This window comes from Allobosea sp. P4_H5, assembly GCF_056400825.1.
This window is the reverse complement of sequence record NZ_JBFUKM010000011.1, coordinates 227,759-242,077: the sequence shown is the minus strand read 5'-3', so window position 1 is coordinate 242,077 and position 14,319 is coordinate 227,759. Positions and strand designations below refer to the sequence as shown.

Sequence of the window (14,319 nt, the reverse complement as noted above, 5' to 3'; positions counted from 1 at the left end):
TCAGGGCGTCAGCGCGTCGAGGCGGGCATAGCTCGCCTCCATGCCGTATTCCATTCCGGTGGCGAGCATCGCCTCGCGGGTGGCCGAATCCGGCAGGGTCATGCGCATGGTCATGAGCGTGCCCGCGCCATCGGCCTCGAAGCGGGTCTCGATGTGATTGTCGGGCGTCGGATTGGGCATGTTGTCCGGCGCCGGATCGGGCATGTGGAAGCGCTCGACATGCTGGATGCGGCTGAACGGCTCGAGGCTGACATATTCGCCGGTGAGGGTAAGGCTGCCGCCGCTGCCATCACTCCACTCATAGCGGATCTTGCCGCCGGGCCTGGCCTCGTTGATGCAGACCGGCATGGTCCAGCCCTCGGGGCCGAGCAGCCATTTCTGGATCAGCGCCGGCTCGGTATGGGCGCGGTAGACCGCCTGCGGCGAGGCCTTGAAGCAGCGGGTGACGACGACATGCGTGTCGCCCTCGGTCGTCAGGGTCAGCCTGGTCATTTTGGGTCCCTCTCCTTGCCTGGTTCCATGTCGGCCAGAAGCTGGTCCAGCCGGTCGTAATTCGCTTCCAGGGCCTGCCTCAGCATGGCGAGCCATTTGTCGATCTCCGCGAGCGCTCCCGGCGCGAGCCGGCAGGGCCGTTTCGTGCCCTCGACCCGCCGGGCGATCAGCCCCGCCTCCTCCAGCACCTTCAGATGCCGCGACACCGCCGGCTGCGACATCGCGAAGGGCTCGGCGAGCTCCATCACCGTGGTTTCGCCAAGCGCCAGCCGCGCCAGGATCGCCCGGCGCGTTGGATCGGCGAGAGCGGAAAAGGCCGCGTCGAGGTCATTCATACCCAAATCCTTATATAACTATCTTGTTAAATATACCATCGCACGCCGTCAAGCCCCGTTGGACCGACAGGCCTGCGGGAGTATGACCTTGCGGAATGCCGCCGCGGGGCAGACGATGAAGCGTCGCGCCCGAGGCCCGACGCGACCTCTGGCAAAGCCACAATCCGAAACGGAGGGACGCCGCCATGCATAGTCTTCTCAAGTTCGCGGCCCTGCTTGCCCTGTCTGCTGGCGGCTTTGCCGCCCTGGCCCCGGCGACCTCGACATCCGCCGACGCAGTCGTCTGCGCGCGCGGCGTCCGCGGCGCAGCCTGTGCCGGGCCGCGCGGTGCGGTCGCGGCTCGCCGCCGTCCGGTCGTGGTCGCTCCGGCCCGTGGCACGGTCGTCGTGCCGGCGCGCCGCGGCGCGGTGATCGTGCGCTGAGTGGCCCCAGACCGGCGAGATTATCGCCTAGCTGCGGCTCGCGGCCGGCAGGTCGTGCGTGATCACCGCCCGCAAGAGCAGATAGAGCAGCAGCCCGTTGAGTAGGTGCCAGCCCCAGTGCAGGCCGAACGGAACGGCGCTGCACAGCACGGAATCGAGCGAGCGGAAGCTAAGCGACGCAGCGAAGACGAGGCCAGCAACAGCGATCCGCGCTCCCGTCACAGCATCGCCGCGTCCCCTCGCCGCCAACGCGACGCCAAACAGGCCGATCAGGAAGCCGGCATAGCCGGCCGAGCCGCGCATGCCGGCGGGAAGCAATGGCGCAAGGCCCGAAGCCAGGACGAAGCAGGCGGCGAGGAAAAGAATCGCCCCGATCGCCGCGGCCAGCGGCGACAGACCAAGGAACCGATTGAGCGTCAGCCCAAAATAGCAGAGCGCGAAGAGCTGGATCGGCACGACATCGGCCAGCAGGGTCCAGCGCTGCGGCATGGTGTGGAACAGGAAGGAGCCGACGCCGATGATCGCAACCAGCATAGTCAGCGCTTCGGCCGGCCAGTCGCGACGCCTCTGCCGTCGCAGCAGCAGCCATGCGACCAGCGCGGCGAGCAGGAAGGCGGCATTACTGACTGCGTTCAGCGGCTCGGCCCAGAAGGCTCCGCTCAGCCGCTCGCAATAACCAGCGCCCTGCATGCCCTGCTCCGCACCCATCCGAATCGTCGAATCATGCCGCCAACACCATGCGAGCGCGTGACGCCAGCCCACCGAACCGGGCGAAATTCTCGTCGAATCGGCTCATGGTGAACAGCGCGTTACACGCCCTTTTGCCCCCGCAACCAATGTTGCAGCGCAAACTGCATAGCGAATTGCATCGATTTTACGCAAATTTGTGCTGAACTTGGATCGCACGCGATCTGGCACCTGCATCAGCCTAAAAATTAGGCTCAATTTTCATTGTTCTGACAAAATCGTTAAGCGCTCTGCGCGGGTCTGGCGCCGTTTCCAAACGATCTCTTAATTCGTCATGCGTCAAAAGCATAACAGAGCTGACGCCGCGCCCCTGTGAGAGGCACCCTGATCGCTCTATATGCAGTGCACAACGAATTCATCGCTGTCGGGGCCAAGCCCCGAAAAACCAAAAGGTTATCGCCATGTTCCTGTCCATGATCGCTTCCAAGATCCGCGCCTATCTTCGCTATCGCGAGACCGTCCGCGAGCTGTCCCGCCTCACCGACCGTGAGCTCGACGATCTCGGCCTGTCGCGCTCGGACATCCAGTACGTCGCCCGCACCCACGCGGCCTGATTTCTGACCGCCTGGGTTAGACGAGTAGTTTCTCCTAGACTCCGCGTTCCTCCCCTCGGGGTCTGGTCGAAGAGCGAATGCCCGCTTCCGAGCGGGCATTTTGCGTTTCTGGGCCTTGATGCTGCCCAACGCCCTTGACCTTCCGCGCCACCGCGGACACATCGCGACCATGACAATCGCACCCATCCACGTCGTCGGCGGCGGCCTCGCCGGTTCAGAAGCCACCTGGCAGATCGCAGAAGCCGGCGTTCCGGTCGTCCTGCACGAAATGCGTCCTGAGCGCGGCACCGACGCCCACAAGACGGAAGGGCTGGCCGAACTGGTCTGCTCCAACTCCTTCCGCTCGGACGATTCATCCTCCAACGCCGTCGGCCAACTCCATTGGGAGATGCGCCGGCTCGGCTCGCTGATCATGGCCAAGGGCGACGCCCACCAGGTTCCGGCTGGCGGGGCGCTCGCTGTCGACCGCGACGGCTTCTCGCAGGCCGTCACCGCCGCACTGGAAGCCCATCCCAATGTCACGATCGAGCGTGGCGAGATCGCCGGCCTGCCCCCGGCCGCGTGGGACAAAGTCATCGTCGCGACCGGCCCCCTGACTTCGCCAGCGCTCGCCGAAGGCATCCGCTCGCTTACCGGCACGGGGGAGCTCGCCTTCTTTGACGCGATCGCACCGATCGTCCATTTCGATTCGGTCGACATGGACGTCGCCTGGTTCCAGTCGCGCTATGACAAGGCTGGACCGGGCGGCACCGGCGCCGACTACATCAACTGCCCGCTCGACCGCGACCAGTACGAGGCCTTCATCGACGCACTGCTCGCGGCGGAGAAGACCGAGTTCAAGGAGTGGGAGGGCACGCCCTATTTCGACGGCTGCCTGCCGATCGAGGTGATGGCCGAGCGCGGCCGCGAGACGCTGCGCTGGGGGCCGATGAAGCCGGTCGGGCTGACCAACAAGCACAACCCGACGGTGAAGGCCTATGCCGTCGTGCAACTGCGCCAGGACAATGCGCTGGGCACCCTGTTCAACATGACGGGCTTCCAGACCAAGCTGAAATACGGCGAGCAGGCCGCGATCTTCCGGATGATCCCCGGGCTGGAGAATGCCGAGTTCGCCCGACTCGGCGGCATCCACCGCAACACCTATCTCAACTCGCCGGAACTGCTCGATCCGCAATTGCGGCTGAAGGCCGATCCGCGCCTGCGTTTTGCCGGCCAGATCACCGGCTGCGAGGGCTATGTCGAGAGCGCTGCGATCGGTCTGCTGACCGGCCGTCTCGCCGCAGCCGAGCGGCTCGGCCAGCCGCTTGAGCTGCCGCCGGCGACGACGGCACTAGGTGCGCTGGTCAACCACATCACCGGCGGCCACATCGTCACCATCGACGAGGGCCCGCGCTCCTTCCAGCCGATGAACATCAATTTCGGCCTGTTCCCGCCGATCGAGGGCGTGGCGACAACGGGGCCTGACGGCAAGCGCCTGAAGGGCCCGGCCAAAAGCGTCGCCCGCAAGCAGGCGCTGACGGCGCGGGCGAAGATCGAACTCGATGGCTGGGTTGGCGGGGCGAGCGTGCAGGCGGCGGAGTGAGCCGCGGGATCCCCTCTCCTGGAAGGAGAGGGGTGGGGGTGAGGTGTTCGGGAGAGATCGTAAGCCTGAATCTGACCGCGCGGTCAGCGCTCGCGGCACTGGTCAAACGGCCTACACCTCACCCTGCCCTCTCCTTCCAGGAGAGGGTTCCCCGCGCCCTTTTCGTCTTCGGAAATATCTAGGCCCGCGCCGCGCGCCACAGCGTCCATTGCCGCTTGAGCGGCGAGAGGCCGATAATGGTGCGGTAGGGATCGTAGCTGCGCCGCTCCATCTGCTTGAGATAGGGCTCGACCAATGCGACGGGCAGGAAGGCCGGCTTGATCGCCGCCGGCACCGTGGCGCCGAGATCGTTGAGCTTGCGCAGATGGATGCGCGCCAGTGCCCGCATCTCCTTCAGCGAATAGGTCAGGCCCGGCCCGCCGCGGCCGCGCACAATGTCCTCGCGGGTGACGCCGTTGCGGCCGAGCAGATCGGCCGGGAGATAGACCTGTCCGCGCGCCGCATGCCAGGGGAAGGCCCGCATCAGCCCGCAGAGCGCATAAGCGACACCGGCATGGCCGGCAGCCGTCGCGCCGCCGGGATCGCGGCCTTGCGCCAGCACGAGGGAAGCAAGTCGGATCAGCGCACTCGAGGTCTCGCCGGCATAACCTTCGAGGTCCGAGAGCGCGGGCATCGGGTCGTCATAGAGATCGAAGACACGCGCCTCGACCAGGCCCGAAAGCGGGGCGATCGGCAGGCGAAAGCGCCTGACGGTATCGAGCAGCGCCTGGGCGACCGGGTGGCCCGACACGGGCGCGTCCGAACCGGCCTCGAGCACATCGCGCCACCATTGCAGGCGAACCTCGCCCGGCAGCGGCTCGCTGACCTGCTCGCGCACGCGGGCGATCTCGTGGCTGAAGGCATAGAGCGCGAACAGGCCGGGCCGCAGCGCCTCCGGCGCATAGAGCGAGGCGATATAGCGGTCAGGATCGTGCTCGCGCACCAGCGCCAGGCAATGGCCATAGGCCTGGGAGAGCGGGGCCGGCGCAGTGCCGGCACGGTCCTCGGTTCTCGTGGTCATGCGCCCTCCCCGCTCCCGCCGTCACGCGGGTCGAAGCGGCGGCAGTCTAGGCTCAGGCAACCGCCTTGGCTACGCGGGAGCGACATGGCTGGTTGGATTTGATCGCCGACTAGTCGACCGCGATCAGCGCTGCGGCAACGCGCCGCTCCTCGCCGACGAGGACGTTGTAGGTGCGTGCCGCGGCCGGCGTCGCCATCGCCTCGACGGTGATGCCGGCAGCCTTGAACGGATCGCGCAGCGCAGGCGGCAGGAAGGCGATCTCGCGGCCGATGCCGAGGATCAGGAAATCGATAGTCTCGGCCTCGTCGAGAACCGGCTGCAGGCTCTCCAGCGTGACCTGCGCGAAGGATGTGACCGGCCAGATCCGGATGCCGGACGGCGTCGCCAGGATCGAGCCGCGATGGCTCATCTCCGCAAAGCGGAAGCCGCCGGCGCCGAAAGCGTCGAGCTGGAAGCGTCCGGGGACGAAGCCGTCGAAGCGACGCTCCACCATCAGCGCATGGCTCGGAAAAGTGGAAACCGGTTTTCCGATGAAGCCATGCGCAAAACCAAGGACGTCAGACCCGCGCCTTGGCTTCGGCGAGTTCCTCGCTCTGATCGAGGCGGCCGGCGCGCACGTCGAGATAGAGCAGCACCGGCGTCGAGACGAACATCGCCGAATAGGTGCAGACCATGACGCCGAACAGCATGACCAGCGCGAAGCCCTCGATCGCCGTGCCGCCGAAGAAGACCAGCGCGATCAGCGCCAGGATGGTGGTGGTCGAGGTGATCGCGGTACGCGACAGCGTCGAGTTGACGGATAGGTCGAGCAGCTCCGGGATCGGCATGGTCTTGTAGCGGCGCAGCAATTCACGCGTGCGGTCGAACACCACGACGGTCTCGTTCAGCGAGTAGCCAACGATGGTCAGGATCGCCGCGATCGAGGTCAGGTTGAATTCGAGCTGCGTGATCAGGAAGAAGCCGAGCGTCAGCACGATGTCGTGCATGGTGCCGACGATTGCGCCGATCGCGAGCTGCATCTCGAAGCGGAACCAAAGATAGACCAGCACGCCGATGATCGCGAGCACGACGCCGAGCGTGCCGGCCTGGACCAGCTCACCCGAGACGCGCGGACCGACGGTCTCGACCCGGCGGAACTCGTAGGCTTCGGCGAAGGCGGCACGCGCCTTAGTCACCACGGCCTGCTGCGCGACTTCGCCGCCGGGCTGGAGCGCGAAGCGCATGGAAAGGTCGCCGGCGCTGCCGAATTCCTGGACCTCGACCTCGCCGAAGCCGAAGCTGTTGGCGGTCTGGCGGACCTGGGCGATGTCGGGCTTGCCGCTTTTGGCCTGCATCTCCATCAGCGTGCCGCCGCGGAAATCGATGCCGAAATTGAGGCCGACCGTGAGGAACAGCACCAAGACCAGCACCGAATAGGCGGCCGAGAACGGATAGGCGAGACGACGCCAGTGAACGATGCGGAACTTGGTGTTGTCGGGAACGATGCGAAGCAGGCGCATGGTCTGTTATCTCCTGGCCTGCGGCGTCAGAACGGAAGGGCCTTCGGCCGCGCCCAGCGATACCAGAGCGCGATCAACATGCGCGTCAGCGTCACCGCGGTGATGACCGTGGTCAGGATGCCCAGAATGAAGACCACGGCGAAGCCGCGCACCGGGCCGGAGCCGAGCGCGAACAGCGCGACCGCGGCGATCAGCATGGTGACGTTGGAGTCGATGATCGTGGCGAAGGCGCGCGTGAAACCCGCTTCAAGCGCCGAGACCAGCGATCTGCCGAGGTGCGATTCCTCGCGCATGCGTTCGTAGATCAGCACGTTCGAATCGACCGCCGTGCCGATAGTGAGCACGATGCCGGCGATGCCTGGCAGGGTCATGGTCGCCCCGAGCAGCGACATCAGCCCGAGGATCAGGCAGACGTGGACCAGCAGCGCGATGCTGGCGATGATCCCGAACAGCCCGTAATTGCCGATCATGTAGAGGATGACCAGCACGGTCGCGATGATCGTCGCCATCTTGCCGGCCTGGATCGAATCCTGGCCGAGGCCGGGGCCGACGGTACGTTCCTCGACGATCGTCATCTTTGCCGGCAGCGCGCCGGCGCGCAGCAGGATGGCGAGGTTGTTGACCGCCTCGACCGTGAAGTTGCCGGAGATCTGGCCGGAGCCGCCGGTGATCGGCGACTGGATGACCGGGGCCGAGATCACCTTGTTGTCGAGCACGATGGCGAGTTGGCGGCCGAGATTCTCGGTGGTCGCCTGGCCGAAGCGCTGGGCGCCGCGGATGTTGAAGCGGAAATTGACGATCGGCTGGCTCGAGCGCTGGTCGAAGGCCGGCTGGGCGTCGATCAGATCCTCGCCCTCGACGATGATCTGGCGGCTGATCGGGATCGGCTGGCCGCCCTGGTCCTGCGAGGGCAGCATGTCGACATCGCTGGCATTCGCATCCGCGACCATGCGGAACTGCAGCTTGGCGGTCTCGCCGAGGATCTGCTTCAGGCGCTGCGGATCCTGCAGGCCCGGCACCTGGACCAGGATGCGGTCGAGGCCCTGGCGCTGGATGTTCGGCTCGGTTGTGCCAAGCGCGTCGACGCGGCGGCGCAGCACTTCCATCGCCTGCTCGACAGCGCGGCGGATACGCTCGTTCGCGCCGGCCTCGGTGACGCTGAGCTGGATCAGGCCGTCGGGATTCTCGGTGAGCTCGATCGACTGGTTGCCGGACGGTCCGAAGGCGCCGAAGGTACCGATCGGCTGGGCGAGTTCGCGCAGCTTCGGCATCAGCTTGGCGCGGTCGCCCGCCTCCGGGACACGCAGCTGCACGCCGCGCGGGGTCAGGCCGATGCCGCCCTGCAGGCCGACGCGCTCCTCGCGCAGGATGCGGCGAACGTCGTCGCGCAGCTGGGTGACCTGGCTGCGGATCAGGTCGGCGCGGTCGATCTCGAGCAGGACGTGCGAGCCGCCCTGCAGATCAAGGCCGAGCGTCATCGCATGGATCGGCAGCAGGAAGCGCGGAATCCAGGCCGGAGCGCCTTGCTCGATCGCCTTGCGGGTCTCGGGCGAGAACAGGTTCGGCACGGCGAGCCCGCAGCCGAAAACCAGCACGAGCAGAACGAGAATGACCTTGCGGGCCTGGAGACGAAGCATCTGTATGAACAGCCTTGTTGGCGGGCGCGGCGTCTAGCCGCGCCTCACGGCCTTCAGCTCTTGACCGGCTCGCCCTTGGCGCGCACGTCCGAAACCATGCCCTTGAGGATGCGCACGCGCACGCCATCGGCGATCTCCGCCTCGAGCTCGGCGTCGTCGATCACCTTTGAGACCTTGGCGATGATGCCACCCGAGGTGACGATCGTGTCGCCGCGGCGCACGTTCTTGATCATCTCCTGATGCGATTTCACCCGCTTCTGCTGCGGCCTGATGATCAGGAACCACATGATGATGAAGATCAGGACGAACGGGACCAGCGACATCAGGACGTCGTTGGTGCCGCCGCCTCCAAAGCCCTGGGCAAAAGCGGGGGTGATCACGGGAAGGCTCCTTCACGTCGCCGCCGATTGACGGCCGGCCGGCGCGGGGGTTGCAAAATCGCGCGGACTATAGCCAGCGATGTCATGAAATCAATCGAAAGCGACCGGTCCTCCGACCGTTCTCCCAGCTAAGCGCTCCCCGCCCTGCGCGCAATGGCCTTGCCTTCACGCGCACAGCGGAGTTATGAGCGTACCGTACCGTTCGGTACGCCATATTAGCGGACCAGCTGCGATGACCGACACCGCCCCCGACCAGACGCTCGCCACCCTGCTGCGCATCGCCGACGCACTGGAGCGCCTCGCACCGCCCGCCAAGCGCAAGCCCGATCTCTCCGCCGCCGACGCCTTCGTCTGGCATGCCGCTGGCCATGAGCTTGCGCCGGTCGCCAAGGTGAACCGCGTCGCGCTGTCGCTGCTGCGCGGCGTCGACAGAGTGCGCGACACGCTGGCGGAGAACACCGAGCGCTTCGCCCGCGGCCTGCCGGCCAACAACGTCCTGCTCTGGGGCGCGCGCGGCATGGGCAAATCGTCGCTGGTCAAGGCGGTGCATGCCGACACCAACAAGCGGCTGCCGGCCGGCGCCCTCCCCCTCAAGCTGATCGAGATCCACCGCGAGGACATCGAGAGCCTGCCCGTGCTGATGGGGCTCCTCAAGGCCGATCCGCACCCTGCCATCGTCTTCTGCGACGATCTCTCCTTCGACGGGCAGGACACCTCGTACAAGTCGCTGAAGGCTGCGCTCGACGGCGGCGTCGAGGGGCGGCCGGAGAACGTCGTGTTTTACGCGACCTCGAATCGCCGGCATCTGCTGGCGCGCGAGATGGTCGAGAACGAGCGCTCGACGTCGATCAATCCTGGCGAGGCCGTGGAAGAGAAGGTCTCGCTGTCGGACCGGTTCGGCCTCTGGCTCGGCTTCCACAAATGCAGCCAGGACGAGTATCTTTCGATGATCGACGGCTATGTCGGCCATTTCGGCCTGACGATCGAGCCTGAAGCCTTGCGGCGCGAGGCGCTGGAATGGGCGACGACGCGTGGCTCGCGCTCCGGGCGCACAGCCTGGCAGTACATCCAGGATCTGGCCGGGCGGCTGGAGACGAAGCTGGAGGGGTGAGCCTTCCTTCTCCCCTCGGGAGAGAAGGAGAAAAGCAAAACGGGGCGGCCTTTCCTGGGACCGCCCCGCCTGGTTTCGACCGGTGGGGTCTCGCGATTGCCGGTCGAAGTCTGACCGGGATCAGTTGCTGCTGAGATAGGGCATCGGGTCGACCGGGGTCGAACCCTTGCGCAGCTCGAAGTGCAGCTGCGGCGAGTTGACGTTGCCGGACTGACCGGACTTGGCGACGACCTGGCCGCGCTTGACCTGCTCGCCGCGCTTGACGCTGAGCTCGCCATTGTGGGCGTAGGCCGAGACATAGCCGTTCGGGTGGCGGATCAGCACGAGATTGCCGTAGCCCTTGAGCTCGCTGCCGGCATAGGCGACGACGCCGCCCTCGGCCGCCTTGACCGGCGTGCCTTCCGGAACCGCGATATTGATGCCCTCATTGCCGCCCTTGCCGGCATAGCCGGTGATGACGCGGCCACGGGCCGGCCAGCGGAATTCGGCGCCGGACGAAGCCGACTCCTCGGCCTTGGGCAAGCTCGCAGTGGTCTGGGGCTCGGCGGCCTTCGGCTCCGGAGCGACCGCCTTCGGCTGCACGGTGGCCTTGTCGGCCGGCGCGCTGGCGACAACCGGAGCGGCAGCCTTCGGCTTGGCCGGCTGGGCGACGGGAGCCGGGGCCGGCAGCGCCGCAGTCTTGGTCTCGTTGCCGGCCTTGGCGGCGGCCTTGGCCTTGGCCTCGGCGGCGAAGCGGGCTCGGGCCTCACCCATGCGCTTGGCGTCGGCGGCAGCCTTGTCCTTGGCCTCGGCGGCAGCCTGCGCCTTCGCCTGGGCAGCCTGTGCTCGGGCATCGACGGCCGCGACCTTCGGGGCGGCCGCGGACACGGCCGGCACGGAGCCAACCGGGCGCGACACCGGCGGCGGCGCAGAGCGGGGCTGCTCGAAACGATTGTCGCTCGGCGCCGGCTGGCGTGCGGCGGTCTGCGAACCGCCGCCGTTATAGACGGGGACGACGATGCGCGAACCCGGCGTGACCTCGCCGGAAAGACCATTGGCCTGCATCAGCGCAGAACGCGGCACGCCATAGCGACCCGAGATCACGTCGAGCGTTTCGCCATGTGCGACGACGATCGGGGTGCCGCCCTGGGCGCTCCAGCCGGCGGCCGAACCCGGCGCGCTCGGAGCGGGGGCGGACTGCGGCGCAGCACGAGACGCGACGGACGCGGTCGGCGGCGCCAAAGGCTGGCTGCGCACGCTCGGATTGCCGGCGGCGGACGCCGTCTCATAGGACTGGCGCGGCGCATTGCGGCCGATCGAGCCGGTCGTCGCCGGATCGCGCTGGGAGGCCGGAGCCTGCGCGGTCTGGAAGGGATTGCTGAAGGGCGCCTCGGTGAAGCGCAACGTGTCCGAGGAGCAAGCACCCAGGCCGGCTGCAAGGGCGCAGACCGACACGGCGCGAACCACGGATTTCGACACGGCCAGCTCGACTTGCTTACGCATGGACTCTGCACTCGCGAACGACGCAACTCTACGGTCCGCATTAAAGAGCCGGTTAGGTTAAGAAGGCGTTTCGCTACTGACAGGTCAGATGAATTTTCGAAGGCGGCTGCAATCTTCCTGACGCAGCGGGGCACCGTCATGGTCGGGCTTGTCCCGACCATCCGCATCTTCCGTGGCCGAGGGCTGTGCTCAAGACGTGGATGCTCGCCGCAAGGGCGAGCATGACGGGCAGGGTCAGCGTGGTCGCCGCAACGAACGCTTAAAGTGCCTGCGACAGCCCCGGCGCCAGCGGCGGGATGCGCATGATCGCGCCGAGCGCGTGATCGAAGCCCTCCTCGCTGCGGGTGACGACGACGAGCCGCCCTGCCCCCTCGACGCGCAGCGCGCCGACGAGGCGCCCGCCGATCTCCAGCCGGGCAAGCAGCGCCTCCGGCACCGTCTGCATCACGCCGTTGACCAGGATGCGCTCGAAGCGACCGAGCGTGCGATCGGGCTGCAAGCCGTCGGCATGGCGCAGCTCGACGAGCTGCGCGAAGCCACCACCGGTGAGCCGCTCATGCGCGGCGAGCGCGAGCGTGCGATAGCGCTCCAGCGAAACCACCTTGCCGCCCATGGCCGCGAGCAGCGCCGCGACATAGCCCGAGCCGGATCCGACTTCGAGCACCCGGCAATCGGGCTTCATCTCGAGCGCGCCAACCAGCGCCGCGACCGTGTGCGGCGCCGTCATGGTCTGGCCGCAGGGGAGCGGCACCGAGACGTCCTGGCGGGCGAGATCGGCGAAGCGCGAGGGCGCGAAATGCTCGCGCGGCACGCGCTCCATCGCCCGGAGCAAGGCGAGGTCGCGCACGCCGCGCGCGCGCAACGACAACAGGAAAGCGACGGTACGTTCGCTCTCGCTGCTGGCGCCCTCGTCGGTCATCCCTCCCGCCCTCAGGCGAAGAGCTGTGCAAAGCGCGTCATCGTCGGCTCATGCGTCAGGTCGAGCTCGAGCGGCGTCACCGAGATCTTCTTCTCGGCAAGTGCTCGCAGATCGGTGCCGTTAGCCGGCTCGTGCTTCCCGCGCTGGAAGGCGATCCAGTAATAGGGATTGCCGCGCCCGTCGCGCCGCGGCTCCAGCCGCATCAGCTCCTGGTCTCGCCGGCCCTGCGCCGTCACCGCGACGCCAACGACCTCGGCAGGCGGGACGTTCGGGAAGTTGAGGTTGAACAGGATCCCATCGGGAATCCCCTCCTCCAGCAGCCGGCGGATGATGCCGGGCGCATGCTGCAGAGCGCAGTCCCAGATGATTTGGGTGCGGTCGCCCGCCATATAGGCCTGGCTCACCGCGATCGAGGGGATGCCGAGCAGCGTGCCTTCCATGGCGGCGGCGATGGTGCCGGAATAGGTCACGTCCTCGGCGACGTTCTGGCCGCGATTGACGCCGGAGAGCACGAGATCGGGCTTGATCTCGGCCATGACCGAGCGCACCGCCATGATCACGCAATCGGTCGGCGTGCCCTGGACGGCGAAGCGCTTCTCCTCGATCTGGCGCAGGCGCAGCGGGTTCGACAGCGACAGCGAATGCGCCACGCCCGACTGGTCGGTCTCGGGCGCGACTACCCAGACATCGTCGGAGAGCTGCCGGGCAATCTGCTCGAGGATGGCGAGGCCCTCGGCATGGATGCCGTCGTCATTGGTCACCAGGATGCGCATGGGCTCAGGCCGCCTTCTCGATGCGGGTGACCCCGCGCATATAGGGAACCAGCACCTCTGGCACGGTGATCGAGCCGTCGGCGTTCTGGTAGTTTTCCATCACCGCGATCAAGGCGCGGCCGACCGCCGTGCCCGAGCCGTTGAGGGTGTGGACGAAGAACGGGCCCTTGCCGTCCTTGGTCTTGTAGCGGGCATTCATGCGGCGCGCCTGGAAATCGCCGCAGACCGAGCAGGACGAGATCTCGCGATAGGTCTTCTGGCCGGGCAGCCAGACCTCGATGTCGTAGGTCTTCTGCGAGGCGAAGCCCATGTCGCCGGTGCACAAAGTCATGACGCGGTAGTGCAAATCGAGCTTCTTCAGTACGTTCTCGGCGCAGGACAGCATGCGCTCATGCTCTTCGCGCGACTTCTCCGGCGCGGTGATCGAGACGAGCTCGACCTTCTCGAACTGGTGCTGGCGCAGCATGCCACGCGTGTCCCTGCCTGCCGAGCCGGCCTCGGAGCGGAAACAGGGGGTCAGCGCGGTATAGCGACGCGGCAACTCCTCTTCGGAGACGATCATGTCCGCGACGAAATTCGTCAACGTCACCTCGGACGTCGAGATCAGCCAATGCCCCGTGGTGGTCCGGAACAGGTCTTCTTCGAACTTCGGCAGTTGACCGACCCCGTAGACCGCCGCGTCTCGCACCAGCAGAGGCGGATTGACCTCGGTATAGCCGTGCTCCTCCGTGTGCGTGTCGAGCATGAACTGGCCAATGGCGCGCGACAGCCTGGCGATCTGGCGCTCCAGCACAACGAAGCGCGAGCCGGAGAGCTTGGCCGCCGTCTCGAAGTCCATCTGGCCGAGCGCCTCGCCGAGCTCGAAATGCTCCTTCGGCTGGTTGACGCCGACGAGGCGCTTGCCGGTCTGTTCCGGCTTCGTGCCATGGGCGTGCAGCAGGACGTTGCCATGCTCGTCGGCGCCATCGGGCACCTCGTCGAGCGGCGTGTTCGGAATCGCGGCGAGCTGGGCGTTCAGCGCCTCGACTGCGGCCTTCTCCTCGGCTTCCAGCGCCGGCACCTGCTCCTTCAGCGCGGCGACCTCGGCCTTGAGCTGTTCGGCCAAAGCGAGGTCCTTCTGGCCCATCGCCTTGCCGATCTCCTTGGAGAGGGCGTTGCGACGCTCCTGCGCGGCCTGTGCCTTGCTGATCGCGGCCCGGCGCTGGTCGTCGAGCGCCAGCAGCGACAACGACAGTTTCTCAAGCCCGCGCCGCTGCAAGCCCCGATCGAACGCCTCAGCGTTCTCGCGAATCCATCTGATGTCGTACATCGCTCAAGCCGATCCGT

General features: G+C 66.9%; 16 protein-coding genes. 4 read left to right on the top strand and 12 right to left on the bottom strand.

Going from position 1 to position 14,319, the window contains the following annotated elements; all coding sequences use genetic code 11:
* Both AC1DS0_RS22680 and AC1DS0_RS22675 read right to left on the bottom strand, forming a co-directional pair.
* Positions 1–492, bottom strand: coding sequence for an SRPBCC domain-containing protein (locus tag AC1DS0_RS22680; RefSeq protein WP_476816514.1), 492 nt, complete (start codon positions 490–492; stop codon positions 1–3).
* Positions 489–827 (bottom strand): ArsR/SmtB family transcription factor, encoded by a 339-nt coding sequence (locus AC1DS0_RS22675; RefSeq protein WP_476816513.1) that lies wholly within the window; start codon positions 825–827, stop codon positions 489–491. Before AC1DS0_RS22675 ends, AC1DS0_RS22680 begins: the two co-directional genes overlap by 4 nt.
* A 185-nt stretch (positions 828–1,012) precedes the next feature.
* Between AC1DS0_RS22675 and AC1DS0_RS22670 the strand changes: the two genes are divergently transcribed.
* Complete coding sequence (locus tag AC1DS0_RS22670) at positions 1,013–1,249, top strand: hypothetical protein (protein WP_476816512.1); 237 nt, start codon at positions 1,013–1,015, stop codon at positions 1,247–1,249.
* 27 nt (positions 1,250–1,276) lie between these two features.
* Here AC1DS0_RS22670 and AC1DS0_RS22665 read toward each other — a convergent pair whose 3' ends face one another.
* A complete protein-coding gene (locus AC1DS0_RS22665; protein WP_476816511.1) occupies positions 1,277–1,939 on the bottom strand; it encodes a ceramidase domain-containing protein in 663 nt (220 codons plus the stop codon).
* Positions 1,940–2,397: 458 nt separating this feature from the next.
* On the opposite strand from AC1DS0_RS22665, the gene AC1DS0_RS22660 reads away from it, so the two are divergent.
* Positions 2,398–2,550, top strand: coding sequence for a DUF1127 domain-containing protein (locus tag AC1DS0_RS22660; RefSeq protein ID WP_152014280.1), 153 nt, complete (start codon positions 2,398–2,400; stop codon positions 2,548–2,550).
* A gap of 169 nt (positions 2,551–2,719) precedes the next feature.
* Positions 2,720–4,132 (top strand): methylenetetrahydrofolate--tRNA-(uracil(54)-C(5))-methyltransferase (FADH(2)-oxidizing) TrmFO, encoded by a 1,413-nt coding sequence (trmFO, locus tag AC1DS0_RS22655; RefSeq protein ID WP_476816510.1) that lies wholly within the window; start codon positions 2,720–2,722, stop codon positions 4,130–4,132.
* A gap of 178 nt (positions 4,133–4,310) precedes the next feature.
* Here the strand turns inward: trmFO and AC1DS0_RS22650 are convergent, their stop codons facing one another.
* From AC1DS0_RS22650 to yajC, 5 genes are all read right to left on the bottom strand, one after another.
* Positions 4,311–5,192, bottom strand: a complete 882-nt coding sequence (locus AC1DS0_RS22650) for a phytoene/squalene synthase family protein (RefSeq protein WP_476816509.1) — start codon at positions 5,190–5,192, stop codon at positions 4,311–4,313.
* 109 nt (positions 5,193–5,301) lie between these two features.
* Positions 5,302–5,685: an Mth938-like domain-containing protein gene (locus tag AC1DS0_RS22645; protein WP_476816508.1), complete on the bottom strand. Its 384-nt coding sequence runs from the start codon at positions 5,683–5,685 to the stop codon at positions 5,302–5,304.
* 64 nt (positions 5,686–5,749) lie between these two features.
* Positions 5,750–6,691 (bottom strand): protein translocase subunit SecF, encoded by a 942-nt coding sequence (gene secF, locus AC1DS0_RS22640; protein ID WP_476816507.1) that lies wholly within the window; start codon positions 6,689–6,691, stop codon positions 5,750–5,752.
* 26 nt (positions 6,692–6,717) lie between these two features.
* Positions 6,718–8,328, bottom strand: coding sequence for a protein translocase subunit SecD (gene secD / locus AC1DS0_RS22635; protein WP_476816506.1), 1,611 nt, complete (start codon positions 8,326–8,328; stop codon positions 6,718–6,720).
* Positions 8,329–8,381: 53 nt separating this feature from the next.
* Positions 8,382–8,651: a preprotein translocase subunit YajC gene (gene yajC / locus AC1DS0_RS22630; RefSeq protein ID WP_091830596.1), complete on the bottom strand. Its 270-nt coding sequence runs from the start codon at positions 8,649–8,651 to the stop codon at positions 8,382–8,384.
* 289 nt (positions 8,652–8,940) lie between these two features.
* Here yajC and AC1DS0_RS22625 point away from each other — a divergent pair, with 289 nt between their 5' ends.
* The gene (locus tag AC1DS0_RS22625; RefSeq protein ID WP_476816505.1) at positions 8,941–9,819 is read left to right on the top strand and encodes an ATP-binding protein; all 879 of its coding nucleotides are present in this window, start codon (positions 8,941–8,943) and stop codon (positions 9,817–9,819) included.
* Between the two features lie 120 nt (positions 9,820–9,939).
* Here the strand turns inward: AC1DS0_RS22625 and AC1DS0_RS22620 are convergent, their stop codons facing one another.
* From AC1DS0_RS22620 to serS, 4 genes are all read right to left on the bottom strand, one after another.
* Complete coding sequence (locus AC1DS0_RS22620) at positions 9,940–11,301, bottom strand: peptidoglycan DD-metalloendopeptidase family protein (RefSeq protein WP_476816504.1); 1,362 nt, start codon at positions 11,299–11,301, stop codon at positions 9,940–9,942.
* A 259-nt stretch (positions 11,302–11,560) separates the two neighbouring features.
* Positions 11,561–12,220 carry a protein-L-isoaspartate O-methyltransferase family protein gene (locus AC1DS0_RS22615; protein ID WP_476816503.1) on the bottom strand — a complete coding sequence of 220 codons (660 nt, stop codon included), beginning with the start codon at positions 12,218–12,220 and terminating at the stop codon, positions 11,561–11,563.
* 11 nt (positions 12,221–12,231) lie between these two features.
* Positions 12,232–12,993 (bottom strand): 5'/3'-nucleotidase SurE, encoded by a 762-nt coding sequence (gene surE / locus AC1DS0_RS22610; protein WP_476816502.1) that lies wholly within the window; start codon positions 12,991–12,993, stop codon positions 12,232–12,234.
* Between the two features lie 4 nt (positions 12,994–12,997).
* A complete protein-coding gene (gene serS / locus AC1DS0_RS22605; RefSeq protein ID WP_476816501.1) occupies positions 12,998–14,302 on the bottom strand; it encodes a serine--tRNA ligase in 1,305 nt (434 codons plus the stop codon).
* Positions 14,303–14,319 lie beyond the last annotated feature (17 nt).